General features: G+C 70.4%; 17 protein-coding genes. 6 read left to right on the top strand and 11 right to left on the bottom strand.

What is annotated here, in order from left to right; all coding sequences use genetic code 11:
- Positions 1 to 97: 97 nt before the first annotated feature.
- The 4 genes from ACFOY2_RS04350 to ACFOY2_RS04335 form a co-directional block, all read right to left on the bottom strand.
- Positions 98 to 979, bottom strand: coding sequence for an alpha/beta fold hydrolase (locus tag ACFOY2_RS04350; protein ID WP_379526596.1), 882 nt, complete (start codon positions 977 to 979; stop codon positions 98 to 100).
- Positions 976 to 1,614 carry a TetR/AcrR family transcriptional regulator gene (locus ACFOY2_RS04345; RefSeq protein WP_379526595.1) on the bottom strand — a complete coding sequence of 213 codons (639 nt, stop codon included), beginning with the start codon at positions 1,612 to 1,614 and terminating at the stop codon, positions 976 to 978. The genes ACFOY2_RS04350 and ACFOY2_RS04345 overlap by 4 nt, the downstream gene beginning before the upstream one ends.
- Positions 1,615 to 1,726: 112 nt before the next feature.
- Positions 1,727 to 2,434, bottom strand: a complete 708-nt coding sequence (locus ACFOY2_RS04340; RefSeq protein ID WP_379526594.1) for a sensor histidine kinase — start codon at positions 2,432 to 2,434, stop codon at positions 1,727 to 1,729.
- A 623-nt stretch (positions 2,435 to 3,057) separates the two neighbouring features.
- A complete protein-coding gene (locus ACFOY2_RS04335; protein ID WP_379526593.1) occupies positions 3,058 to 3,906 on the bottom strand; it encodes a nucleotidyltransferase domain-containing protein in 849 nt (282 codons plus the stop codon).
- Between the two features lie 65 nt (positions 3,907 to 3,971).
- Here ACFOY2_RS04335 and ACFOY2_RS04330 point away from each other — a divergent pair, with 65 nt between their 5' ends.
- A complete protein-coding gene (locus ACFOY2_RS04330) occupies positions 3,972 to 5,081 on the top strand; it encodes a MalY/PatB family protein (RefSeq protein WP_379526592.1) in 1,110 nt (369 codons plus the stop codon).
- Between the two features lie 14 nt (positions 5,082 to 5,095).
- Here ACFOY2_RS04330 and ACFOY2_RS04325 read toward each other — a convergent pair whose 3' ends face one another.
- Entirely contained in the window at positions 5,096 to 8,242 is a 3,147-nt protein-coding gene (locus tag ACFOY2_RS04325; RefSeq protein ID WP_379526591.1) for a S41 family peptidase, read from the bottom strand.
- Between the two features lie 121 nt (positions 8,243 to 8,363).
- Here ACFOY2_RS04325 and ACFOY2_RS04320 point away from each other — a divergent pair, with 121 nt between their 5' ends.
- The gene (locus ACFOY2_RS04320) at positions 8,364 to 8,783 is read left to right on the top strand and encodes a hypothetical protein (protein WP_379526590.1); all 420 of its coding nucleotides are present in this window, start codon (positions 8,364 to 8,366) and stop codon (positions 8,781 to 8,783) included.
- Between the two features lie 49 nt (positions 8,784 to 8,832).
- Complete coding sequence (locus tag ACFOY2_RS04315; RefSeq protein ID WP_379526589.1) at positions 8,833 to 9,801, top strand: TIGR03557 family F420-dependent LLM class oxidoreductase; 969 nt, start codon at positions 8,833 to 8,835, stop codon at positions 9,799 to 9,801.
- Here ACFOY2_RS04315 and leuS read toward each other — a convergent pair whose 3' ends face one another.
- Both leuS and ACFOY2_RS04305 read right to left on the bottom strand, forming a co-directional pair.
- Complete coding sequence (gene leuS, locus ACFOY2_RS04310) at positions 9,802 to 12,249, bottom strand: leucine--tRNA ligase (protein WP_379526588.1); 2,448 nt, start codon at positions 12,247 to 12,249, stop codon at positions 9,802 to 9,804.
- A 495-nt stretch (positions 12,250 to 12,744) separates the two neighbouring features.
- Positions 12,745 to 13,473: a hypothetical protein gene (locus ACFOY2_RS04305; protein ID WP_379526587.1), complete on the bottom strand. Its 729-nt coding sequence runs from the start codon at positions 13,471 to 13,473 to the stop codon at positions 12,745 to 12,747.
- Here ACFOY2_RS04305 and ACFOY2_RS04300 point away from each other — a divergent pair.
- Positions 13,472 to 14,620 carry a hypothetical protein gene (locus tag ACFOY2_RS04300; RefSeq protein ID WP_379526586.1) on the top strand — a complete coding sequence of 383 codons (1,149 nt, stop codon included), beginning with the start codon at positions 13,472 to 13,474 and terminating at the stop codon, positions 14,618 to 14,620. The genes ACFOY2_RS04305 and ACFOY2_RS04300 overlap by 2 nt on opposite strands.
- Before the next feature lie 3 nt (positions 14,621 to 14,623).
- On the opposite strand, the gene ACFOY2_RS04295 is transcribed toward ACFOY2_RS04300, so the two are convergent.
- Positions 14,624 to 15,865, bottom strand: a complete 1,242-nt coding sequence (locus ACFOY2_RS04295; RefSeq protein ID WP_379526585.1) for a cytochrome P450 — start codon at positions 15,863 to 15,865, stop codon at positions 14,624 to 14,626.
- A 220-nt stretch (positions 15,866 to 16,085) separates the two neighbouring features.
- Between ACFOY2_RS04295 and ACFOY2_RS04290 the strand changes: the two genes are divergently transcribed.
- Positions 16,086 to 17,204, top strand: coding sequence for a TRM11 family SAM-dependent methyltransferase (locus ACFOY2_RS04290; protein ID WP_379526584.1), 1,119 nt, complete (start codon positions 16,086 to 16,088; stop codon positions 17,202 to 17,204).
- Here ACFOY2_RS04290 and ACFOY2_RS04285 read toward each other — a convergent pair.
- The 3 genes from ACFOY2_RS04285 to ACFOY2_RS04275 form a co-directional block, all read right to left on the bottom strand.
- Complete coding sequence (locus tag ACFOY2_RS04285; RefSeq protein ID WP_379526583.1) at positions 17,173 to 18,009, bottom strand: alpha/beta fold hydrolase; 837 nt, start codon at positions 18,007 to 18,009, stop codon at positions 17,173 to 17,175. The genes ACFOY2_RS04290 and ACFOY2_RS04285 overlap by 32 nt on opposite strands.
- A 74-nt stretch (positions 18,010 to 18,083) precedes the next feature.
- A complete protein-coding gene (locus ACFOY2_RS04280) occupies positions 18,084 to 19,337 on the bottom strand; it encodes a cytochrome P450 (RefSeq protein ID WP_379526582.1) in 1,254 nt (417 codons plus the stop codon).
- Positions 19,338 to 19,370: 33 nt separating this feature from the next.
- Positions 19,371 to 20,915 carry a GMC family oxidoreductase gene (locus ACFOY2_RS04275; RefSeq protein WP_379526581.1) on the bottom strand — a complete coding sequence of 515 codons (1,545 nt, stop codon included), beginning with the start codon at positions 20,913 to 20,915 and terminating at the stop codon, positions 19,371 to 19,373.
- Between the two features lie 150 nt (positions 20,916 to 21,065).
- On the opposite strand from ACFOY2_RS04275, the gene ACFOY2_RS04270 reads away from it, so the two are divergent.
- Positions 21,066 to 22,604, top strand: a complete 1,539-nt coding sequence (locus ACFOY2_RS04270) for a long-chain-fatty-acid--CoA ligase (protein ID WP_379526580.1) — start codon at positions 21,066 to 21,068, stop codon at positions 22,602 to 22,604.
- Positions 22,605 to 22,618 lie beyond the last annotated feature (14 nt).

Here is a 22,618-nt window from a genome sequence, read left to right as displayed (position 1 = left end):
ACGAGGACCCCTGAAGGAGCTGGGTGGCTCGTCCCGGTGGCGGAAGAAGCCATCCCGGCATCGCGCGGAAACAGCGCGAGCCGGCGATCGGAGCGGCTCAGGCGAACTGGTCGAGGAACACCTGCGTCTCTGCCAAGAAGCGGTCGTGCGCCTCCAGCTGTGCCCAGTGCCCGCAGTCAGGGACGGTGACGAGACGGGCATGGGGCATGCGGTCGGCGGCGCGCCGCGAGCCGGTCGGGTCGACGATGGGATCGTCCTGGCCGTGGAAGATCAACGTGGGCGCGTTGATCTCGTGTACCCGGTCGGTGAGGTCGTTGCGCATGCCGCGCCGTCCGAGGGTGGCCTGGTTGTAGCGGGCGTAGCCCAGGCCGGCCCGCGGTTTGCGGGCCTCGCGGACGAACTCGTCGACGACCTCGGCCGGGAGCGCGGCCGGGTCCTTGACGATGGCCCGGATGGCGGCGCCCGAGAAGCGGTTGGCGAAACGGGAAGCCGGTCGCAGCAACCAGTCGGGGGCCTGCGCCGCCGCCCACGCCCCGAGGTGCGCGGTGCGGTTGCGGAAGATCGGTACGAGCCCGCCCGGGGCGACGAGTATGAGGCCCGCGACGCGACGAGGATGCTCCAGGGCCAGGTTGAGGGCGATGTCGCCGCCCATGGAGACACCGGCCACCACGGCCTGCGTGATCCCGAGCGCGGTCATGGCCTCGGCGACGACGCGGGCGAGCTCGCGCGGGCCACCGGCGGGCGCGGCGTCGATGCTGCCGCCGAATCCGGGCAGGTCCGGCGCCCACACCTCGCGGTCGGCCGACAGTGGCTCGATGAGCCGGTACCAGGAGATCGCGGCGTTGTCCGTCCCGCCCCCGTGGATGAGCACGAGTGGGACGGCGTCCGGCTGGGCCGGATCGGCGTGGAGCACGCGAAGCCGTCCGGCACCGGTGGAGATGTGATGTTCCCGTGCGCCCGAGGGGATCAGGTGGGTCATGGTCGCTCCCGTTCGGAGATCAGCGCCTCGGCGAAGGCGACGAAGACGCGTTTGCCCGCACTCGTGTCGGCCACGCCGATGTCGACGGCGCGTGCCATCAGTTCGCCCATACCGAGGATGAGGGCGTCGATGCCGGTGCGGGGAGCCTGCGCGACGAGCGCCTGGTTCCACAGGGTGAGGTTCGCGGCGAGGACGTCGGCATCCAGGTCCGCCGCCACGATCCCCTCCGCCTGGAGAGCGCGGATGAACTCGGCCCCGAGGAGCTCTCGTGCCCGGACACGCTCGTCGTCCTGTGCCAGGCCCCGCAGCGGGGAGGTGGACTCCTGGTACAGGCGCAGCAGTGCCGGGCGCGAGTGCAGCGCGGTCACCGCGTGGAGGTAGAGGCGGGAGAACGAGCCGCCGCGGGGGTCTGCCTCCACCAGTTCGATCGAGCGACGGGTCGCCAGGACGAGCTCGCGGTCGACGACCGCGCGCAGCAACTCTTCCTTGTCGGCGAACCGCAGGTAGAGCACGCCTTTCGCGACCCCGGCGCGTGCGGCGATCGCGTCCATCCGCACCCGGCCGAAGCCCTGTTCGGCGATGAGCAGGGCGGCCGCGTCGAGGATGACATGGGTGTCGACGCTGGGGCGGACCATAGCCAACCTCCTAAATGACCAAAATCGCCAATGCAGTCATTTAGGATAGCGGCAAGCGGGATCCGCGCCTCCTCCACGCGTGGGAGGCCCGCTGGCAACCTGCGGCAAATGATCATGATTGGCCGTCGGCATGCCGAGTGGCAGGGAGGCGGAGCACGAAGCGGGCTCCGCCCCTGGTGACGCTCTCCACGTGAAGGGTGCCGTCGTGCGCGTGGGCGATGTCGCGGGCGATGGCCAGGCCGAGGCCGGCACCGCCGCGGCGGCGGCAGCGGGCGCTGTCGAGCCGGGCGAAGCTCTCGAAGACGCGTTCGCGATCCGCGGCGGGAATGCCGGGCCCATCGTCGGTGACGATGAGTTCGGCCGTGGCCCCGTGCCGGCGGACCTGGATCTGGATCGAGCACTTGGCGTACCGAAGGGCGTTGTCGAGCAGATTCGTCACCAGTCTGTCGAGGAGCGTGGGCACCGCATCGACGATGACCTCGTCCGCGGCCCGCAACCGGATCTGCGGGCCCGTGTCCGGCGTGGCCGCGTGGGCGCGGGCCAGGGCGGAAAGGTCGATCGGGCGGCGCCGCACGTGCCCACCGTCGGCGACCTGCGTGAGCACGAAAAGATCGGCGGTGATCGCCTCAAGCCGGGCGACGCCGCGCAGCACCGCGTCCAACAGCCGTGGCAGATCGGTCTCGCCGGGATGCAGCCGGGCCTCCTCGATCTCAGCCCTGAGCCCGGCGAGAGGCGTACGTAGTTCATGGGCGACGGCGGCGGCGAACCGGCGCTGAGCCAGATCCTTCTCCGTAGGCGGGCCCGCGCGAATTGCGTTCATGTCCATTCTCCGAAAGGTGCGGGCCGTCGGCATGACCGCCCGTTCGGACAAGACGCCTCAGGGGTCTCCACCCCCCGCCAGGCCCAGCCCGCACGGCCGAAGCCTGGAGCGGGATGGTGAGGTTCGGCCGGAGACGAACTCCGTGGCCTTCGGCCCGGTGAACGCCGTCCAGTACGCCTATTCCTCGTCAACGCCTGTTTCTGTCAACGTCGCGGATCCGGACGCCTGTCGTTCTCATCGAAGGGAACAGCAGCGGCCGAAGCCGGACCGCTCCACGCGATCACCCCCGGCGCGTCGAGCGTCGCCTCGGTCAACAGCCGCGGCGGCCGTCGTAATCCGGACGCCTAAACCCAGTAAATCCCCATATTGGAGGGTTTCGACCGCCCTTGACGAGATTCATACGACCGCAGCCCGAATATTGACGGCATCTCTACACCGCGCTCCGCAGAACCCTCGCACGCTCCCTCGAAGCCCGCGAGGTTCCCTGTCCAGCCAGATCCAGGGGGTGCGGACCCTGGACCTGGGAGGTCTGGGTGGCCGGGTTCGTCAGGGCGGGATCCGCCGTCAATGCGCCTGACGCCGCTGTGCAGTACTACTGCAGCCCGGCAGTTGGGACGGCGCGGCTACCGGGGGCGGCGGGTGTAGAGGGCGTGGGCGGATTTGATCACCTCGTCGGCGAAGGCGAGCACGTCACGCCGGCGTTCGAACGGCGAGGCGTACAGCGAGCGCCGGGGCGTGCCGAAGTGGTCTGCCAGCCCCGAGACCGCGCCCGCGAGCGAGGGCAGCGCGCTGTCGTCCTCGCGCAGACGCAGCGCCTCGTTCACCACTTGGTGCCAACGCTCGGGGAACGCCTCCAACGCGTGCAGGCCCGCGCCCGTCTTCGAGGTGATCTCGCCGGTGGACAGCGTGTAGTGCAGGCGGGCGACGCCCGTGACCACCCACATCGCCCCGTACGCCCCGAGGCAGGTCAGCCCCCAGGGTGAGGCCAGGCGGGAGGCGCGGGCGACCAGGCGGCGCCAGTAGAGGTCGAGGTTGTCGTCCGTCCAGGCGGCCAGGGCACCCGGATCGTTCCAGATCTCCAGCTCGTCTGGTTTGGGTCCACGGCAGGTGAGGCCGTGCTGGGCCAGCGTGTGCCAGGTGATCGGGTTGACGCCGCCCCTGCGGTTGAGCCGGCCGGCGTGCGCCCTGGGCCGTACTCCCAGCTCTGAGGGGTCGCGGTTGAGGTCGTCCCAGGTCAGGTAGACGCCCTCGAACGGATACGCCCCGAGCCGGAGGTGAATGCGCTCCAGCACCTCGAACGGCGGCTCCGCCGTGGTCACCGCCACGAAGTCCACGTCGCTCGTCCCCGGCCGATAGTCGCCCAGGGCGGCGGAGCCCTCCAGATAGAGCCCTTCCACCAGCCCGGGAGCCTCCGTGTCGGCCACCGACAGGTAGGTCTCCACGATGGCGTCGATCTTCGGGTGGGGCGTCATGGCCGCCCAGCCTGCCACAATCGACCTCGCCGCCTCATCACATTGAAAAATCCTAAAATGACGGAGTGAATGAGGCATATACCCCGGAATACCTCAAGTCCACACATGACGGGCTTAAGTGGACGGATGTCGAGCCCGGTGTGATCCCGGCCTGGATCGCCGACATGGACCTGCCCACCGCCCCCGAAGTGATCGAGACGCTGCGCCGGCGGGCCGCCGGAGATCTCGGCTACCCCTCCTGGCTGACGGACCCCAACGCCGGGCCCCTGGCCGAAGCGTTCGCCGAGCGCATGGCCGCCAGGTACGGCTGGCAGGCGGACCCCTCGCTCGTACGCTCGTTCAACGACCTCAACCAGGCCCTCCAGGTGCTCCTGCAGGTCTGGACCCGGCAGGGGGACGCGGTCGCCGTGCACACCCCGGCCTATCCCCCGTTCCTGACGACCCTGGAGACCATGGGGCGGCCGCCGCGGCCCATCAGGTTCGAACCCGACGGGACCTCCTGGCGCTTCGAGACTCCCGACCTTTCCGGCTGCCGCGTCCTGCTGCTGGTCAACCCGCACAACCCGACCGGCAGGGTCTTCACCCGCGACGAGCTGACCCACCTGGCCGAGCAGGCCGAACGCCACGACCTGCTCGTCATCGCCGACGAGATCCACGCGGACCTGACCTTCGAGCCGCACCGGCACATCCCGTTCGCCACGATTCTCCCGGAACGCACCGTGACGATCACGTCGGCCACCAAGGCGTTCAACCTGGGCGGCATCCGCTGCTCGGTCGCGCACCTCGGGCATCGGGGCATGCGCGAGGCGCTGTCGGCGCAGCCGCCCTTCCTGTACGGCTCGGCGAACCTGTTCGGCGTCGAGGCGACGGTGGCCGCCTGGCGGCACGGGGACGCGTGGCTGGAGGACACCCGGGCCCTGCTCGACCGCAACCGGCGGACGATCGCCCGGCTGCTCCCGGAACCGTTCACCTACCGCCTCCCCGAGGCGACGTATCTGGCGTGGCTGGGGGTCGGGCGTCCGGGGATGGCGGAGGTCATCGAGCGGGAGGCCCGGGTACGGCTGACGGACGGGGCCGGCTTCGGGCCCGGGGGCGCGGGCCACGTCCGGCTGAACTTCGCCACCACCGAGCCCGTGCTGGCCGAGATCCTCAAACGCCTGGCCCGCACCCCCTGACACCGGGCCGCGCGTCAGGTCAGCGGCGGCAGCTCCGGCGGGGTGGCCGGCGGGTGTTCGTCCAGGGCCGCCATCGCCAGCTCGATGGCCTTGTCGAGCTGCGGGTCCCGCCCCGCCGTCCGGTCCTGCGGGGTGATCACGACCTCGACGTCGGGATCCACCCCGTAGTTCTCCACCCCCCACCCGGGCCCGTCGATCCAGAAGGAGTACCGGGGCTGGGTGACCCTGGTCCCGTCCACCAGCGTGTACCGGGAGTCGATTCCGATGACCCCGCCCCACGTCCGGGTGCCGACCAGCGGCCCGAGCCCCCGGGCCTTGATCCCGGCGCTGACGATGTCCCCGTCGGAGGCCGAGAACTCGTCCGCGATGGTCACGATCGGCCCCCTGGGCGAGTCCTGCGGGTACCGTGTCGGTTCGAACCCCCTGGCCCGCTCCCACGCGGTGACCTTGCGGGAAAGCTTCTCCAGCACCAGCTCCGACAGGTGCCCGCCGCCGTTCTCCCTGACGTCCACGACGAGCCCGTCGTAGGCCATCTCGGTCCGCAGATCGCGGTGGAACTGCGCCCATCCGGAGGCGACCATGTCGGGTACGTGCAGATATCCGAGCCGGCCGCCCGAGGCCTCGCGGACCAGCGCCCTGCGGCCCTCCACCCAGTCGTGGTAGCGCAGTTGCGTCTCGTCGGAGATCGGGCTGACCACGACGCGCCGCGGCTCCCCGCCGGACGCGGGCCGCACGGTCAGCTCCACGGGCTGTCCCGCCGTCCCGGCCAGCAGGGCGAGCGGTCCGCGTACGGGGTCGACGGGCCGCCCTCCGACGGCCAGGATGGCGTCCCCTGGACGGACGGCGACGCCCGGGGCGAGCAGGGGCGAGCGGGCGTCGTGGTCGGAGGACTCTCCGGGCAGGATGCGCCGCACCCGCCACACCCCGTCGGCGTCCCTGTCCAGGTCCGCCCCGAGCAGACCCTGGCGGCGGCGGGGGTCGTAGCCGCCGTGGGAGGCGGTGGCGTAGGCGTGCGAGGTGCCCAGCTCGCCCTGGGTCTCCCAGAGCACGTCGATCAGCTCGGAGTGGGTGCCGATGCGTTCGACCAGCGGCTCGTACCGGTCGAGCACGGCCTGCCAGTCGACGCCGTTCATGTCCTCGCGCCAGAAGTGGTCGCGCATGAGCCGCCCGGCCTCGCGGAAGCCCTGGCGCCACTCGGCGACCGGGTCGAGTTGCACGGTGACGCGGTCCATGTCGATGGTGACGACCTCGTCGCCCTCGGTGGCGGCGCGGGTCTGCAGGCCGTTCTTGCCGTTGGTGACGAGCCTGGCGCCGTCGCCGCTGACCTCGAAGGAACGCACCTCCCTGGCCAGCTCGCCCTTGGCGCGCTTCTTCAGGTCGTAGCGCTCCAGCACGATCTCGTTCGTCGTCTCGGTGCCGTCGCCGAGCTGCCCGGCCAGCGGGTAGCGCAGCCAGAGCAGGGCGTCCTTGGCGCTGCGCAGGTTGCCGTAGCGCCCGGCGGGCACCGGGACCGGCACCACGCGGGAGCCGATCCCCTCGGGGTCGACCTCGGTACGCGGCGGCGCGTCGTCCTTCTTGTCGTCCTTGGCGGGTTTGTCGTCTTCGCCGTTGAAGCCGCGTCCCTGCAGCGACGGGTCGAACGGCGAGGGCGTGGTGGCCTGCAGCGGCACGATGTAGGGCCTGCACCCCACGGGGAAGGACAGATCGAAGACGTGCGCGTCGTAGACGGGGTCGAAGGTGCGCACCGACAGGAACGCCAGGTGTTTGCCGTCCTTGGTGAAGACCGGGCCCGAGTCGGCGAACCGCACCGGCGTCACGTCGGTCACCGAGGTGCCGTCCACCCGCCCGATCTTGATCTGTGACAGCGGGCTGCGGTGCGGGTGGACCCAGGCCAGCCAGCCCGAGTCGGGAGAGAAGGTCAGGTCGCTGACGTCCCCTTCTGTGGTCCTGTCGAGCTGCCGGATATTTCCGGACTCAAGGTCGACGATCAGCAGCCGTCCATCGTGCGTGGCCACGGCCGCGTGCTTGCCGTCGGGCGCGGCCTCCAGTTCGAGCACCCGCCCGAGTTGCCCGCCGACCAGGGTCCGCACCTCGCCGCCGGGCGTGCCGATCTCCAGCCCGTCCTCGCCGCCGGCGTCCGAGACCCACACGGCCCGCCCGTCGGCGTCCAGGACGCACGGGAGCCGCACGCGCACGCCGGGCTGGGCCCGCAGCACGCCCGCGGGCCCGTCGCGGTGCGTCACCCAGTGCGCGGTGCCGCGGATCTCCACGGCGCTGGCGCGCCCGCTCGCGTCCGGCGAGTACGCCCCGATCCGCATCGGCGCGGGCCTCCTGGCGCGGCCCGGCCTCGGCCCGCCCAGCCGCACATCCAGCTTGTACGGCTCCGCGTCCAGGCTCTCCAGCAGCCACAGGTCCCCGGCGTGGGAGTAGACCACCCGCTGCCCGTCGCCGGCCGCGTGACGGGCGTAGAACTCCTCATGGGAGCTGTGCTTGCGCAGGTCGGACCCGTCGGGCAGGGCCGAGTACAGGTTTCCCGCGCCGTCGATGTCGGCCAGGAACACGATCCGCTCGCCCACCCAGCTCACCGCCCAGTACTGCGCCGGGCTGTCGGCGAACAGCCGGGTGAACTCGCCGTCCCCCTCGGCGTCCACCCAGATCTTGCCGGCCGTGCCGCCCCGGTACCGCTTCCACTGGGACGGCTCGCGCCACATCGGCGAGACGGTGGCGACCTTCGCGTCGCTGACGGCGAGGTCGCTGACCCATCCGTACGGCAGCCGCGTGGCAGGGCCGCCGTCGAGCGGCACCGTGTAGGCCCAGTTCCTGACCATCCACCCGCACTCGTTCGCCGTGCTGACGGCCAGCACGTTCGCCTCGTCGCTCCAGCCTCGGACGCCGGTCGCGGCTCCCCAGTACGTGAGCCGCTCGCCCTCGGGCCCGTCGATCCCGGCCGCGAACACCTCGGGGGAGCCCTCCCGGTTGGAGGTCCAGGCGATGCGGGCGCCGTCGGGCGAGAATCTCGGATGCGTCACCGGGACGCGGTCGGCGGTGAACCGCCAGGCCCTCCCCCCGGCCAGCGGAGCCAGCCAGACGTCGTCGTCGGCGACGAAGGTGACGAGGTCACCATGCAGGTGCGGATATCTCAGGTATGCGCCATTTGTCACAGGTGCACAGTAATGCCAAACATCAAGGTCAGCCCATGAATTCTCCCTTCAGCGGACCTGCCGCGTCCCGGGAACGGTCAAGTACGGGGTGCGCCGGAAATGTACGGGAAGTCTGTGAAATATGAGGATTCTTGCGCGTATGCACCAGATCCCACCCCGCCTGGCCGCCGGCTCCATCATCCTGAACTCCGGCCTCAACAAGGCGGGCGCCGACGAGCAGACCGCGGCCTCCCTGCACGGCATGGCCGCGGGCACCTACCCGTTCCTGCGCGAGATGGACCCGGCGGTCTTCACCCGGCTGGTCTCGCGCGGCGAGATCGCCCTCGGGGCCGCGGCCCTGGTCCCGTTCGTGCCGTCACTGCTGGTCGGAGCCGGGCTGACGGGGTTCGCGGCGGGCCTGCTCGGCCTCTATCTCAAGACGCCGGGGTTGCGTGAGGAGGGCAGCCTGCGCCCCACCGCTCAGGGTCTGTCGATCGCCAAGGACGTCTGGCTGCTGGGCATCGGACTGGCGCTGGTCCTCGAAGAACTCTGCCATCGATGATCTCCGGGCCTTGGCCGCTAACGATGAAGAAGTGGGGTAGCCGGGGCGCATGGTACAAATCGGCTACACCTTGATGTCCGAACAGACCCCGGCCCGCGAACTCGTCGACTACGCCGCGACGGCCGAGCGCGTCGGCTTCGACTACGCGGTGATCTCCGACCACTATTTTCCCTGGATCGAGGAGATGGGGCATTCGCCCTACTGCTGGTCGGTGCTCGGCGCGGTGGCCCAGGTCACCGAGCGGCTGCCGCTGATGACCTACGTGACGTGCCCGATCATGCGCTACCACCCGGCCGTGGTCGCGCAGAAGGCGGCCACGATGGGCGTGCTGAGCCAGGGCAGGTTCACGCTGGGCCTCGGCTCGGGCGAGAACCTGAACGAGCATGTCGTCGGCGAGGGCTGGCCGCCGGTGGACACCAGGCACCGGATGTTCGCCGAGGCCGTCCAGATCATCAGGAAGCTGTTCAGCGGCGACTACGTCACCCACCAGGGTGAGTTCTTCGACGTGGACTCGGCCAAGCTGTACGACCTGCCGGAGCGGCAGGTGCCGATCGGCATCGCCGCCTCGGGCGGCCAGTCGGCGGAGATCGCCGCCCAGTTCGGCGACGTGCTGGTCGTCAACGAGCCCTTGCCGGACGTGGTGCGGCAGTTCAAGGCGTGCGGCGGTGAGGGCAAGCCGGTCTACGGCCAGCTCCCGATCGCCTACGACACCGACCCCGAGGCCGCCAGGGACCGCGCGCACCGGCTGTGGCGCTGGGCCGCCGCCGGCGGCTGGAAGGTGATGGCCGAACTGCCCGCCCCGGTGAACTTCGCGGCGGCGGCCGGCACCGTCCGCCCGGAGGACGTGGCCAGGAACGTGCCGTGCGGCAACGACATCGACGCCGTCGTGCGGGCCGTCGCGGACTTCGCCGCCGCGGGGTACACGCACGTGGCGCTCGTCCAGATCGGGCACGACCGGCAGCAGCCCTTCTTCGACTGGGCCGAGAAGGAGCTGCTGCCGGCTCTGCGCGGCCTGTAGTCAGACGACGATGTTGACCAGCTTGGGCGCCCTGACGATCACCTTGCGCGGAGCCCCCTGCAGGTAGGGGGCGACCTTGTCGGAGGCCAGGGCCAGCTCCCGCAGCTGCTCTTCGCCGATGTCGGGCGAGACCTCCAGGCGGTCGCGCACCTTGCCAGCGACCTGCACCACGCACGTCACCGACTCCTGCACCAGCAGCGCGGGATCGGCCTGCGGCCAGCCGCCGAACGCCACGGAGCCGGTGCGGCCCAGCCGCTCCCAGCCCTCTTCCGCGGTGTAGGGGGCCACCAGCGACAGCATGACGGCCAGCGCCTCGGCGGCCTCGCGCACCGACGGGTCGCCCGCGCCGGGGCCGGTGTCGATGGCCTTGCGCGCGGCCGAGGTCAGCTCCATCATGCGGGCCACCGCCACGTTGAACCGCTGGGACTCGACCAGCTTGGTGACCTCGTCGATCGTGCGGTGCGTGACCTTGCGCAGCTCGACCTCGCCGGCCGCGAACGGCGCCTCGGGCGCCGAGTCGACCTCCGACATCACGCGCAGCGCGCGGGCCAGGAACTTCTGCGAGGCGGCCGGTGAGAGGTCGGCCCAGTCGATGTCGTCTTCTGGCGGCCCGGCGAAGATCATGGTCAAACGTACGGCGTCGACGCCGAAGTCGTCGATCTGCTTGCCCAGGTCCACGCCGTTGCCCAGGGACTTGGACATGGCCTTGCCGCCGTTGATCACCTGACCCTGGTTCAGCATGCGCCCGAACGGCTCGGTGAAGTCCAGCATGCCCATGTCGTGCAGGACCTTGGTGAAGAAGCGGGAGTACAGCAGGTGCAGGACCGCGTGCTCGATGCCGCCGACGTACTGGTCGATCGGCCCCCACTTGCGCACCTGCTCGACGTCGAACGGGCCGTCGGTGTAGCCGGGCGAGCAGTAGCGCAGGAAGTACCAGGAGGAGTCGACGAAGGTGTCCATCGTGTCGGTGTCGCGCTTGGCCGCGCCACCGCACTTGGGGCACTCGACGTTGACCCACTCCGTGGCGCTGGCCAGCGGGGAGACGCCCTTGGGCGCCAGTGCCTCGCCGCGCATGTCGGGCAGCGTGACCGGCAGCAGCTCGTCGGGGACGGGCACCTCGCCGCAGTCGGGGCAGTGGATGATCGGGATCGGCGTGCCCCAGAACCGCTGGCGGGACAGCAGCCAGTCGCGCAGCCGGAAGTTGACCGCGCCCGCGCCCCTGCCCTCGACCTCCAGGACCTCGATGATCTTGGCGATGGCCTCGGTCTTGGACAGGCCGTCCAGCGGCCCTGAGTTGACCAGCGTGCCCTCGCCCGGCGTGGCCTCGCCGGTCTCGCCCGGGTCGGCCAGGCCGGTGTGCACGACGACCTTCACCGGCAGCCCGAACTTCAGCGCGAAGTCCAGGTCGCGCTGGTCGTGGGCGGGCACGGCCATGATGGCGCCGTGGCCGTAGTCGCTCAGCACGTAGTCGGCCGCCCAGACCGGGATGCGCTCGCCGTTGACCGGGTTGATCGCGTGGCGGCCCAGGAAGACGCCGCTCTTGTCCTTGTCGGTGGACAGCCGCTCGATGTCGCTCAGCTTGGCGACCTCGGCGCGGTAGGCCTCGAAGGCCGGGCGCTGCTCGTCGGTGACGATCTCGTCGGCCAGCGCGGCGTCGGCGGCGACCACGAAGAACGTGGCGCCGTACAGGGTGTCGGGCCGCGTGGTGTAGACGTGGACGGGCTCCTCGCGGCCCTCGATCTCGAACAGCACGTCGGCGCCCTCGGAGCGGCCGATCCAGTTGCGCTGCATGGTCAGCAGGCGCTCGGGCCAGCCCCGCAGCTGCTCCATGTCGTCCAGCAGGCGCTGGGCGTAGTCAGTGATCTTGAAGTACCACTGCGTCAGCTCACGACGTACGACGTCGGCGCCGCAGCGCTCGCACTTGCCGGCCACGACCTGCTCGTTGGCCAGCACGGTCTGGTCGTTGGGGCACCAGTTGACCAGGCCGCCCTTGCGGTAGGCCAGGCCGCGCTCGAAGAAGCGGTTGAACAGCCACTGGTTCCACCGGTAGTACTCGGGGTCGCTGGTGTGCAGCCGGCGCGACCAGTCGAAGGAGATGCCGTAGCGCCTGAACGAGGTGGCCTGCGTCTCGATGTTGGCGTAGGTCCACTCGGCGGGGTGGGCGTTGCGCTTGATCGCCGCGTTCTCGGCGGGCAGGCCGAAGGAGTCCCAGCCGATCGGGTGCAGGACGTTGTAGCCCTTCTGCGTCCAGTAGCGCGCGATGACGTCGCCGATGGCGAACACCTCGCCGTGACCCATGTGCAGGTCGCCCGACGGGTAGGGGAACATGTCGAGCATGTAGCGCCGCTCACGGGGGTCGGCCGGGTCTTCGCCGGCCCGGTAGGTGTCCTGCTCCTCCCATCGCTGCTGCCACTTGGCCTGCAGCGCCTGCGGATCGTACTCACTCACGGCTACTGCCCTTCTGGCTTGATATGCGGACCCATAAGAAAACCCCTCGTGCACACAACGAGGGGTGGAGCCGCGACGGCGATATCTTCTAGGGCCGTCGCGGCCCGCTAAGAAGCAGGGTCGCGGAACGCACGTGTCAAGGGTAGCGCACGTCTTCGCCTGAATGCAGGCAGCCGATCGAGGTCCAAGGGCACAATGGAGTCTTCGGGTCCGGCGAGACCTGAAGGTGATGTACCCGTTGTGATCCCATTCGTCCCATAAGCATACAGTTGTCACCGTGGTGTACCCAGCTGAGCCTGATCGACCGGACGGGGGCCTGCCGCTGCAGGATCCACCGACCGATCCACGCGGCTTCGCTAGTTTGGCTGCGGAACCACCAGCATCTCCTGGAAAATCCCATGAGATTATGCCTGGAACGTCTAATCCGGATATAAGGGCAGATCCGGACGCAACCTCGGGAGGGCCGGCAGCAATGGCAACGGAGAATTCCGGACCTCACCTGCCATCGTCCTGGCCAGAGGCACCGCAGCGCTCCTCTGAGGTCCCCACGTCGTGGCCGGAGTCCTCGGCGCCCGCCCATGACCCCTCCTGGCCCGAGCCGCCGCGCAAGGACGACTCCTGGCCCGAGCCGCCGCCGCGCCGCTCAGCCCGTGATGACGCCGCGGGCTCCGCGCCGGGGTCGAACTCCTCGTGGCCGGAGGTGCCGCCGCCGAGCAGCACCACCTCGCCCTCGTGGCCGGACGCGCCGGGGAGGGACGTGCCGACCTCCTGGCCCGAGTCGCGAGAGGCGCGGGGAACGGACGTGCCGACCTCCTGGCCGGATTCGCGCGACACGCAGGGCACGCGGCCGGACGTCGGAGAGGTTCCGAGGTCGTGGCCCGAGACCTCGCGGGACGTGCCGACGTCCTGGCCGGAGACCTCGCAGAACGCCACGGGCCCGTCATGGCCGGACGTGCCGCCGCCGAGCGGCGCCGCCTCCCATACGGAGCAGCCGCCCGTCCCCGATCCGGTCCCGGCGTGGGCGCAGCCGCCCGCCCCGTCGCCCGACGCCTGGTCGAACCTGTCCTCCCCCGCGCCGTGGCCCCAGGGCGGCCGCGCGGACGACCCGCTTTCAGGGGGTGACCGTCCTGCCAAGAACTCCTCGCCGGCGGCCGACCGCACCCCTCCTGGCGTTCCCGTCTGGCCGCCGAGCCCCGCCCCCGCCGACGCCCCGGCCAGGCCCATGGGCGACCGCGACCCCGGCGACGCCCCCGTCTGGCCCCCCGCAGGCCCCTCCGCCGACGCCGAGCGCACGATGGTGCACGGCCAGGCCGACGCCCCTCCCGGCCAGCACCCGCCGCCCCAGACGCACCCCGCCGACGAGCGCACCGTCAACTACGGTCAGCACTCAGAAGGCCTGCTCGACGACCGCGCGACCCCCTCCAAGGCCATGGACTCCGCCAACGCCGGCACACCCCCCACCGAGGACCAGGGCCCCCGCCCCGGCTCCAACCTCAACCGCGACCCCTCCGACCCCGACCGCCGGTTCGTGACCGCCGGCCAGATCAGCGGCTCCCGCACCCCGCCGCCGGAGCGCCAGCAGGAGCTCTGGAACACCGTCTTCGGCGACCAGCAGGACCGCGCCGACCAGGACCGCGCGCTGGACGACGAGCCGCAGGGCAAGCCCGTCTGGATCTACGCGCTCGGCGGTTCCGTGGCGATCGCGCTGGTCGGCGCGCTGCTGTGGGCGTTCCTGGCGGGTCCGCTGGCCCCCGAGGACGCGGCGAGCTCGGCCGCGACGGAGGAGAAGGCGACCACCCCGCCCAAACCGACCGCCACCAAGTCCTCGACCACGATCGGCGCCCTGCCGCAGTACCCGGGCAAGGCGTCCCCGGTGATCGGCAGGGTCACCGACGCCCAGGCCCGCATCTCCCTCCCGCGCCTGGGCGGCAAGTGGCTGCTCGACCAGCGCGGCACCGTCACCGTCAAGGGCACCTACGGCTTCGACACCCGCCAGTACGTCCAGCTCGCGCCGGACCGGTACGCCCAGCTCATGTCGGGCCCGCTGTCGCCGCGGCTGGCCGAGCACTACCAGCAGGACAACCTGGAGCCGGTCATCAGGCAGGTGGTGCTCAGCGCCCGCAAGCGCTTCTTCCCTGAGGACAACAAGGTCCGCAAGATCGCCCAGCAGCCGATCAAGGTGGGCGACTCCACGGGACGGCTGGTCGCGTACTCGCTGACCTCGCAGACCGAGAAGGCCACGATCGTCACGATGGCCGTCAACACCGGCGGCGAGGTCCCGGCCATCATCTACATGTCGATCCCCTCGGACGGCAAGCAGCTCCTGCCCGACATCCGCCGGGTGATGGGCCAGCTCAAACTGACCGCGTAGGGGCTAGAAGGCGCACTCCATGTGCTTGATCCCGTTGATGAACATGGAGTGCAGCCGGTCCGGCTTGCCGCCCTCGATCTGCGGCACGCGGCGCAGCAGTTCGCGGAACATCACCGTGATCTCCCGCCTGGCCAGGTGCGCGCCGAGGCAGAAGTGCGGCCCGGGCCCGCCGAAGCCGACGTGCGGGTTGGGCTGGCGGGTGATGTCGAAGCGGTACGGGTCGTCGAACACGGCCTCGTCCCTGTTGGCCGCCCAGTAGAACAGGACGGCCTTCTGGCCCGCGCGGTAGAGGTGGCCGTTCATCTCGAAGTCCCTGGTGACCTTGCGGCGCATGAAGTTGACCGGGGAGGCCAGCCGGACGATCTCCTCCACGGCGCCCGGGGCGTGTCCTTCGAGGTCCTCCAGCCAGAGCGCGCGCTGGCCGGGGTTGTTGGTGAGCAGGCGCAGGCCGTAGGAGATGGCGTTCCTGGTCGTCTCGTTGCCGGCCACGACGAGCAGGATGAAGAACGAGCCCAGCTCCTGCGACGTCAGCTGCTCGCCGTCGATGTTCGCGTTGACCAGGGACGACGTCAGGTCGTTCGTGGGATTGCCGGCGCGGTGGGCGGCCAGGTCCCGCACGAGCTGCTGCAGCTCCATGCCGGCGGTGAGCAGGCGCTCGGCGACCTGGTCGAGGTCGTCGCCGGCGTACTCGGGGTCGAAGCCGCCGAGGATGACGTTGGAGCGCTCGAAGACGAACTGGTAGTCGCGCTCGGGGATGCCCATCATGTCGCAGATGATCTTCAGGGGCAGGCGGGCGGCGACCTCGGCCACGAAGTCGCAGCCGGGGCCCTTGTCCAGGAGGTCGTCCACGATGCGGACGGCGGCCTCCTCCACGTCCGCCTCGAACTGCTTGATCATCTTGGGGGTGAAGGCGCGGGAGACGATCCTGCGCAGCCTGGCGTGGCGCGGGTCGTCCATGTTGATCATCGAGCCGAAGTACTCGGTGAACTCCGCCGGCATGTCGGGGATGCTCGTCGCGCCGCCGTCGCCGGAGCAGAAGACCTCGGGGTTGCGGCTGGCCTCCAGGATGTCGGCGTGCTTGACCAGCGCGTAGTAGCCCGGGCCCTTGGCGGCGAAGGAGAGCTCCATCTCCTCGAAGAAGGCCGGGCTCTCGCGCCGGCGCAGGCGCTCGAACGCCTGCTCTCGCTCGGCCATGGGCTTGGTCCAGAAGGCGCTGTCCGACAGGTCGAAGTCCAGAACACTCATGGGGCAATCCTGTGAAAAGCAGACACTTACGTCAATGGGTTCGACCCCGTACGTACGCCCGGCACCAACCTGTGTCGGCCATGCCCTAGGGTTCGGACCCATGACGTTCTTCTTCCGAAGGTAGCGACCCGCCGGCGGGCTCGCGGACGACCCACCGCCGGCGATGCGGGCGCGCGAGCGAGCGCCGTCCCGAGTCGCTACGTGGGAGAAGGACACGTAAGTGCAAACTCCGCTACTTGCCGTGGGCCGCTGGACGCGGCCCACGGTGCATACCTTTGCCGTGGCCAGGGCGGTGCATGGCATCGAACCCCTGGTGGCCACGGAGATTCGACGTTCCGGGCTGGGCGTGGTGCGCGGGGTGCGCCATCGCGAGGTGTGGTTCGAGACCGCCCGCCCAGAGGCCGACCTGCTGGGGCTGCGAACGGCGGACGACGTGCTGCTGGCGGCGGCCGTCGTGGACGGGATCGGTCACGGGCGCTCGGCGCTGCGCCGGCTGTCCGCCGCGGCCCGGACACTGGACGTGGGGGCGCTGGCCAGGACAGGCAACGGAGTGGAGGTGTCGGCGTCGTTCGTCGGGCGGCGCAACTACACCAGGTTCGAGATCGAGGACGCGGTGGGGGTCGAGCCGGCCAGGCCGCTGCGGCTGCCTTACCACTCCAGGCGGGACGGACGGCGTCCGCCCGCGGGCGCGATGGCCTGGCGGGTGACCATCGAGGACGACCGGGCGGTCATCGCGCTGCGCCTGGCCGAACGGCCGCTGCACCGCAGGGCCTACAAGTCGGCCTCGGTACGCGGGACGCTGCATCCGCCGGTGGCGGCGGCGATGGCGGAGCTGGCGCGGCTGCCGGGGGCGGGCACGGTGCTCGACCCCTGCTGCGGGGCGGGAACCACGCTGATCGAGGCGGCCGCGAGCGCGCCTCGGGCACGCCTGCTGGGCTTCGACCACGATCCGGCCGCCGTCCACGCCGCCACCGTCAACGCCCGAACCGCCATGGAACGCGGCCGGACTCCGTGCCCACCGGGTGTGGGGCGGTTCGGGGTGGCGGATGGCGGGCGGATCCCCGTGGCCGGCGGGAGCGCCGACCGCGTGCTCGTGAACCCGCCCTGGGGCCGTCAGGTGCCGCCTCGGGGGCTGCTCGCCGGGGGCCTGGGCCCGTTGTGGCGGGAGGTGCGCCGGGTGGTGGCCGCGGACGGCCTGGTCGTGGCTCTGGTCCACGACGGGATCCCGCGCGGGTTCGCGGTGGAGGAGGCGATCCGGGTGAGCTTGTCGGGACAGCACCCGGTGCTCGCCGTCCTCAGCAGGCGTCCTACGAAGCGGGGCCGAGCCAGTCCAGGATGAGCCGGTTGACCTCGCCGGGCCGTTCGAGGTGGAGGAAGTGCCCCGCTCCCGCCACCTGTTCGGCCCGCGACCCGGCCGGCAGCATGCTCTCCGCGGCCTTGGCCAGCTCGGCGCCCAGGGCGCCGTCCTGGACGCCGTGCAGGTACAGGACGGGGCCGGCGACGGGTTCGACGGCCGGGTGGCGGCCGGACGGCGGCGTGGTGCCGAGCATGGCCCGGTAGTAGCCGATGGCCGCGCTCAGGTTGGCGGGCTCGCCGATGCTGCGCCGGACGAACGCCAGGTCCTCGGTCGCGTCGTACCCGGGTGACCATTCGCGCCACAGGCCCGCGAGGAAGTCGGGGCGCGCGGCGGCGGCCTCGGCCAGCGGCGTCTGGAAGAGGAAGACGTAGAAGGAACGCTTGAGCTGCTCGTAGTCCAGGAATCCGGCTCCGAGCGAGCCGGGCGGCGGCAGTGCGAGCGTGACGGCCCGGCGGAAGCGCCCGGCGCTCTGGTAGACGGGGAACGCGCCCCAGTCGTGGCCGATGATCACCGCGTCGTCGTCGCCGCCGAGTTCCTCGTGCAGGGCGCGGACGTCGGCGACGAGCGCGGCGTCCTCGTACGCCTCGTCGGCCGGGACCTCGGTGGGGGCGTAGCCGCGCATGAAGGGCGCGACCGCACGGTAGCCGCGCTCGGCCAGCGCGGGCATCAGGTGCCTCCAGGTGTGCGCGGTGTCGGGGAAGCCGTGCAGGCACAGCGCCAGGGGTCCCTCCCCCAACGACAGATACGCGAACTCCACCCCGTTGGCGTGGATAGTCCTGATCTCCATGACTGCGAAACCTAGCATTCGGCCCGCCTCCGGAGTACCTCTACAGCGAAGGGTCAGACTCCTTACAGCGCATGTCAGAAGCTGTACCGCAGGTGTTTGACACCGTTGATGAAGTTCGACAGCAGGAAGTCGGGCTCCCCCACGGCCTTGATGTCCGGCAGGCGCGTGAACAGCTCCCTGAACATCACGGTCATCTCCCTGCGTGCCAGGTGGGCGCCCAGGCAGTAGTGCGGCCCGGGACCGCCGAAGCCGACGTGCGGGTTGGGGTCGCGGCTGATGTCGAAGACGTCGGGGTCGGTGAAGACCGACTCGTCGCGGTTGGCGGAGTTGTAGAAGAGCAGCACCTTGTCGCCCTTCTTGTACGCGGTGCCGTTCATCTCGTGATCCCTGGTCACCGTCCGGCGGAACTGGATCACCGGCGTCGTGTAGCGGACGATCTCATCGCAGGCCCGGACGATACGGTCGTCGAAGTCCTCCAGCAGGGACGCGCGCTGCTCCGGATGGTCGGTGAACAGCTTGAGCCCGTAGGCGATCGCGTTGCGGGTCGTCTCGCTGCCCGCCACCACCAGCAGGATGAAGAAGGAGCCCAGCTCCTGCGGCGTGAGCCGTTCTTCGCCGTTGACCAGCAGGCTCACCAGGTCGCCCGTGGGCCGCCTGCGCCGTTCGTCGCCCAGGCGCGCGGCCATCCGGTTGAGCGAGAAGCCGGCGCGCAGCAGCTTGGCCAGGCTGCGGGCGACGTTGACGCGGCTGAAGTCGGGGTTGATGCCGGTGTACTCGGGGTCGGCGTTGCCGAGGATGACGTTGGTCCGCCGCAACACCAGGTCATGAAATTTCGGCGGAATCCCCATCATGTCGCAGATGACCCGTACGGGCAGTCGGGCGGCCACCTGCGCCACGAAGTCGCCCGGCCCCGCCTCGATCGCCTCATCCACGATCTGCGCGGCGGCCGCGGCCAGGTCCTCCTCCATCTTCGACAGGATGCGCGGCGTGAACGCCCTGGAGACGATGCGCCGTAACCGCGCGTGCCGCGGATCGTCCATGTTGATCATGGACCCGAAGTACACGCTCAGCCAGCGCGGCATGTCGGGGATGCTGTTGGAGCACGGCTCGCTGCTGAACACGGCCGCGTTCCTGCTGGCCTCGGTCACGTCGGCGTGGCGCACGAGGGCGTGGTAGCCGTCGCCGCCGCCGACGAACGGCACGGCCTGCTCCCGCACGAACACGGGGTGGTCGAGAGCGCGCAGCTTGCGGAAGGCTTCCATGCGCTCGGCCTGCGGCAGGCCCCAGAACGGGAGCTGCGACAGGTCGAGATCGGCTGACAGCGTCATACTCTCAAAGACTCAAGCAAGTGACCACTTACGTCAAGTGTCGTTCTTGATGAGGTCTGCCGCCTTTTCTCCGATCATGGTAGCGGGAGCATGGGTATGTCCGCGGTTGAGCGTCGGCATGATCGACACGTCCGCGACCCTCAGCCCCTCGACGCCGCGCACCCGCAACGAGGGATCCACGACCGAGCCCTCGTCGGCGCCCATCCGGCAGGTGCCGACCGGATGGTAGAGGGTCTCGCCACGTTCGCGGATCCACCGGGCCAGCTCCTCATCGCTCTCCGGCGCCCAGTAAGGCGCCATCGGCCCGCCCGCGAACGGCTTCATCGCGGCGGTCGCGAGGAGCCGCTTGGCCGTCTTCAACCCCGCGACCAGCCGCCTGACGTCGGCCTCCTCGGCCAGGTAACCCGGGTCGATCACCACGTCCCTGCCGCTGAGCCCGACCCTGCCGCGGCTCTCCGGCTGCAGCAGCACCACGCCGACGGTGATCCCGTGGCCGGTCGGAGGGGTGAGGCCGTGGTCGACGAACGGGCCGGGCGCGAAGATCAGCTCGATGTCGGGCGCGGGCTCCTCGGCCGAGGTCCTGATGAACGCGACGGCCTCGCCGACGTTCGTGGTCAGCATGCCGGAACGCAGCACGATGTAACGCAGCAGGTTGCCGATCGACTCGGCCTTGGTCAGCGTCACCGGCTGCCTGCACTCCACGTACACGCCGGACGAGAGGTGGTCCTGCAGGTTCTTGCCGACCTCCGGCGACTCGCGCACGACCGTCACCCCGGCATCGCGCAACTCGTCGGCGGCGCCCACGCCCGAGCGCATGAGCAGGCAAGGGGAGCCGATCGTGCCCGCCGACAGGATGACCTCGCGCCTGGCCCTGACCTGGGCGCCGCCACTGTGCTCGACGCCGACGGCCCGCCTGCCCTCGAACACGACCCTGCCGACGGCGGCCTCGGTGATGACGTGGAGGTTCGGCCGCGAGATCGCCGGGCGCAGGTAGGCGTCGGCCGAGCTCCACCTGCGGCCGCGGTTCTGGGTGACGGGAGTGGGGCAGTAGCCCTCGTTCGAGCGGCCGTTCAGCTCACCGAGCCGGGTCAGGCCGAGCTCCTCGCACGCACTCAGGAACGCGGCGGTGGTGACGTTCGGGCTGCGCAACTCGGAGATGTAAAGGGGGCCGGACGTGCCGTACACCTCGCCCTGGTTGGTGCCGACGCGGTGCTCGGCCCTGACGAAGTACGGCAGGACGTCGTCGTACGCCCAGCCGGGCACCCCCCACTGGTCGTAGTCGCGCTGGCAGCCGCGCACCCACATCTGGGCGTTGAGCGAGGAGGAGCCGCCGAGCACCTTGCCCCGGGGCCAGTACAGCTCGCGGCCGGACATCTCACCCTGTTTGGACGTGGTGAAGTTCCAGTCGTAGTCGGTCTTGAACAGCTTGGCGAAGGCGGCCGGCATGCGGATCTCGAGCTTGTCGTCCTTGCCTCCCGCCTCGACCAGCGCCACCGACGTCCCGGGATCGGCCGAGAGCCGGCCCGCCAGCACACACCCCGCGGACCCCGCGCCCACGATCACGTAGTCGTACTCCATGACCCCTCCCCGAGGGCTGAGAAACGTCCTCCTTTGCTTACTCCACGTAGGCGGGTGCGTCCATATCCACTTGTAACCTGCGTTACCTACCGGTCAGTTTGCCGCTACTGCGAAGATGGCGCCGAAGTCGGCTTAGAGGAGGAAGGCGTCATGCTCAATCTGTCGGTCGTCCTGGAGGACAGCGCCAGAAACAACCCCGACGGCACCGCCATCGTCTTCGGTGACATGCGGCTGCCGTACTCCATGATCGACACTGTCGCCAACCAGGTCGCGAACCTGCTGGTCACCCGCGGTATCGGCAAAGGCGACAAGGTGGCCGTCGCCTGCCCCAACCTGCCCTACTTCCCGTTCGTCTACTTCGGCATCCTGAAGGCCGGCGCGACCGTCGTGCCGCTGAACGTGCTGCTGCAGTCCCGCGAGATCGCCTACCACCTCGACGACAGCGACGCCAAGGCGCTGTTCTGCTTCGAGGGCACGCCGGAGCTGCCGCTGGGCGAGCGCGGCAAGGCGGGGTTCGAGGCGGCGGCGGGCTGCGAGCACTTCTTCGTGCTGCCTGCCACCCCGCTGGCCACCGAGTCGGAGTACGGCGAGTCGATCTGGGCCGCCCTCGGCGGGATGGCCGCCGAGTTCGAGACCGCGCAGACCGCCCCGGACGACACCGCGGTGATCCTTTACACCTCGGGCACGACGGGCCAGCCCAAGGGCGCCGAGCTCAGCCACCAGAACATGCTGATGAACGCCCTGGTCAACGACCGGATGTTCCCCAGGAACGAGGAGGGCTCCGACACCTTCCTTGCGGTGCTGCCGCTGTTCCACTCCTTCGGGCAGAGCGTGGTCATGAACACCGGCTTCCTGCGCGGCGCCTGCGTGGTGCTGCTGCCGCGCTTCGACCCGGGCGAGGCCCTGTCCCTGATGGCCAAGGAGAACGTCACGTTCTTCGCCGGGGTGCCCACGATGTACTGGGGCATGCTCACCAAGATCCACGCGGACGGTGTGGAGGTGCCCCGCTCCCTGCGCGTGGCCGTGGCCGGCGGCGCGTCCTCGCCGGTGGAGGTGCTCAGGGACTTCGAGCAGACCTTCGGGATCGGCATCCTGGAGGGGTACGGGCTGTCGGAGACCTCGCCGGTGGCCAGCTTCAACCAGATGGGCCGTCCCACCAAGCCCGGCACGATCGGCACCCCGGTCTGGGGCGTGGAGATGAAGCTCGTCGACGGCGACTGGAAGACCGTCGACGGCGAGGGGCCCGGCGAGATCGCCGTCCGCGGCCACAACGTCATGAAGGGCTACTACGGCAGGGCCGAGGCGACGGCCGAGGTCATGCGGGACGGCTGGTTCCGCACCGGCGACATCGCCACCCGCGACGCCGACGGCTACTACACCATCATCGACCGCGCCAAGGACATGATCATCCGGGGCGGGTTCAACGTCTACCCGCGCGAGGTCGAAGAGGTCCTGATGACCCACGAGGCCGTGTCGCTGGCGGCCGTGGTGGGCGTCTCCCACGACTCGCACGGCGAGGAGATCAAGGCGTACGTCATCCGCACGCCCGGCTCGGAGGTCACGGAGGACGAGCTGATCGCCTGGAGCCGGGACAACATGGCCGCCTACAAATACCCCCGGACCATCGAGTTCCGCGACTCCCTGCCGATGACGGCCACCGGCAAGATCCTCAAGCGCGAACTACGCTGACCGTCCCGCGCCTC

Source organism: Nonomuraea purpurea, from assembly GCF_042650645.1.
GTDB lineage: Bacteria > Actinomycetota > Actinomycetes > Streptosporangiales > Streptosporangiaceae > Nonomuraea > Nonomuraea purpurea.
This window is presented reverse-complemented; position numbering and strand designations above follow the sequence as displayed.

Bases quoted from the DNA above. Each gene is read 5' to 3' on its own strand.
- ACFOY2_RS04350 (WP_379526596.1), bottom strand. From the start codon at position 979: ATGACCCACCTGATCCCCTCGGGCGCACGGGAACATCACATCTCCACC.
- ACFOY2_RS04345 (WP_379526595.1), bottom strand. From the start codon at position 1,614: ATGGTCCGCCCCAGCGTCGACACCCATGTCATCCTCGACGCGGCCGCC.
- ACFOY2_RS04340 (WP_379526594.1), bottom strand. From the start codon at position 2,434: ATGAACGCAATTCGCGCGGGCCCGCCTACGGAGAAGGATCTGGCTCAG.
- ACFOY2_RS04335 (WP_379526593.1), bottom strand. From the start codon at position 3,906: ATGACGCCCCACCCGAAGATCGACGCCATCGTGGAGACCTACCTGTCG.
- ACFOY2_RS04320 (WP_379526590.1), top strand. From the start codon at position 8,364: ATGAGGATTCTTGCGCGTATGCACCAGATCCCACCCCGCCTGGCCGCC.
- ACFOY2_RS04315 (WP_379526589.1), top strand. From the start codon at position 8,833: ATGGTACAAATCGGCTACACCTTGATGTCCGAACAGACCCCGGCCCGC.
- ACFOY2_RS04300 (WP_379526586.1), top strand. From the start codon at position 13,472: ATGGGCGACCGCGACCCCGGCGACGCCCCCGTCTGGCCCCCCGCAGGC.
- ACFOY2_RS04305 (WP_379526587.1), bottom strand. From the start codon at position 13,473: ATGGGCCTGGCCGGGGCGTCGGCGGGGGCGGGGCTCGGCGGCCAGACG.
- ACFOY2_RS04295 (WP_379526585.1), bottom strand. From the start codon at position 15,865: ATGAGTGTTCTGGACTTCGACCTGTCGGACAGCGCCTTCTGGACCAAG.
- ACFOY2_RS04285 (WP_379526583.1), bottom strand. From the start codon at position 18,009: ATGGAGATCAGGACTATCCACGCCAACGGGGTGGAGTTCGCGTATCTG.
- ACFOY2_RS04280 (WP_379526582.1), bottom strand. From the start codon at position 19,337: ATGACGCTGTCAGCCGATCTCGACCTGTCGCAGCTCCCGTTCTGGGGC.
- ACFOY2_RS04275 (WP_379526581.1), bottom strand. From the start codon at position 20,915: ATGGAGTACGACTACGTGATCGTGGGCGCGGGGTCCGCGGGGTGTGTG.
- ACFOY2_RS04270 (WP_379526580.1), top strand. From the start codon at position 21,066: ATGCTCAATCTGTCGGTCGTCCTGGAGGACAGCGCCAGAAACAACCCC.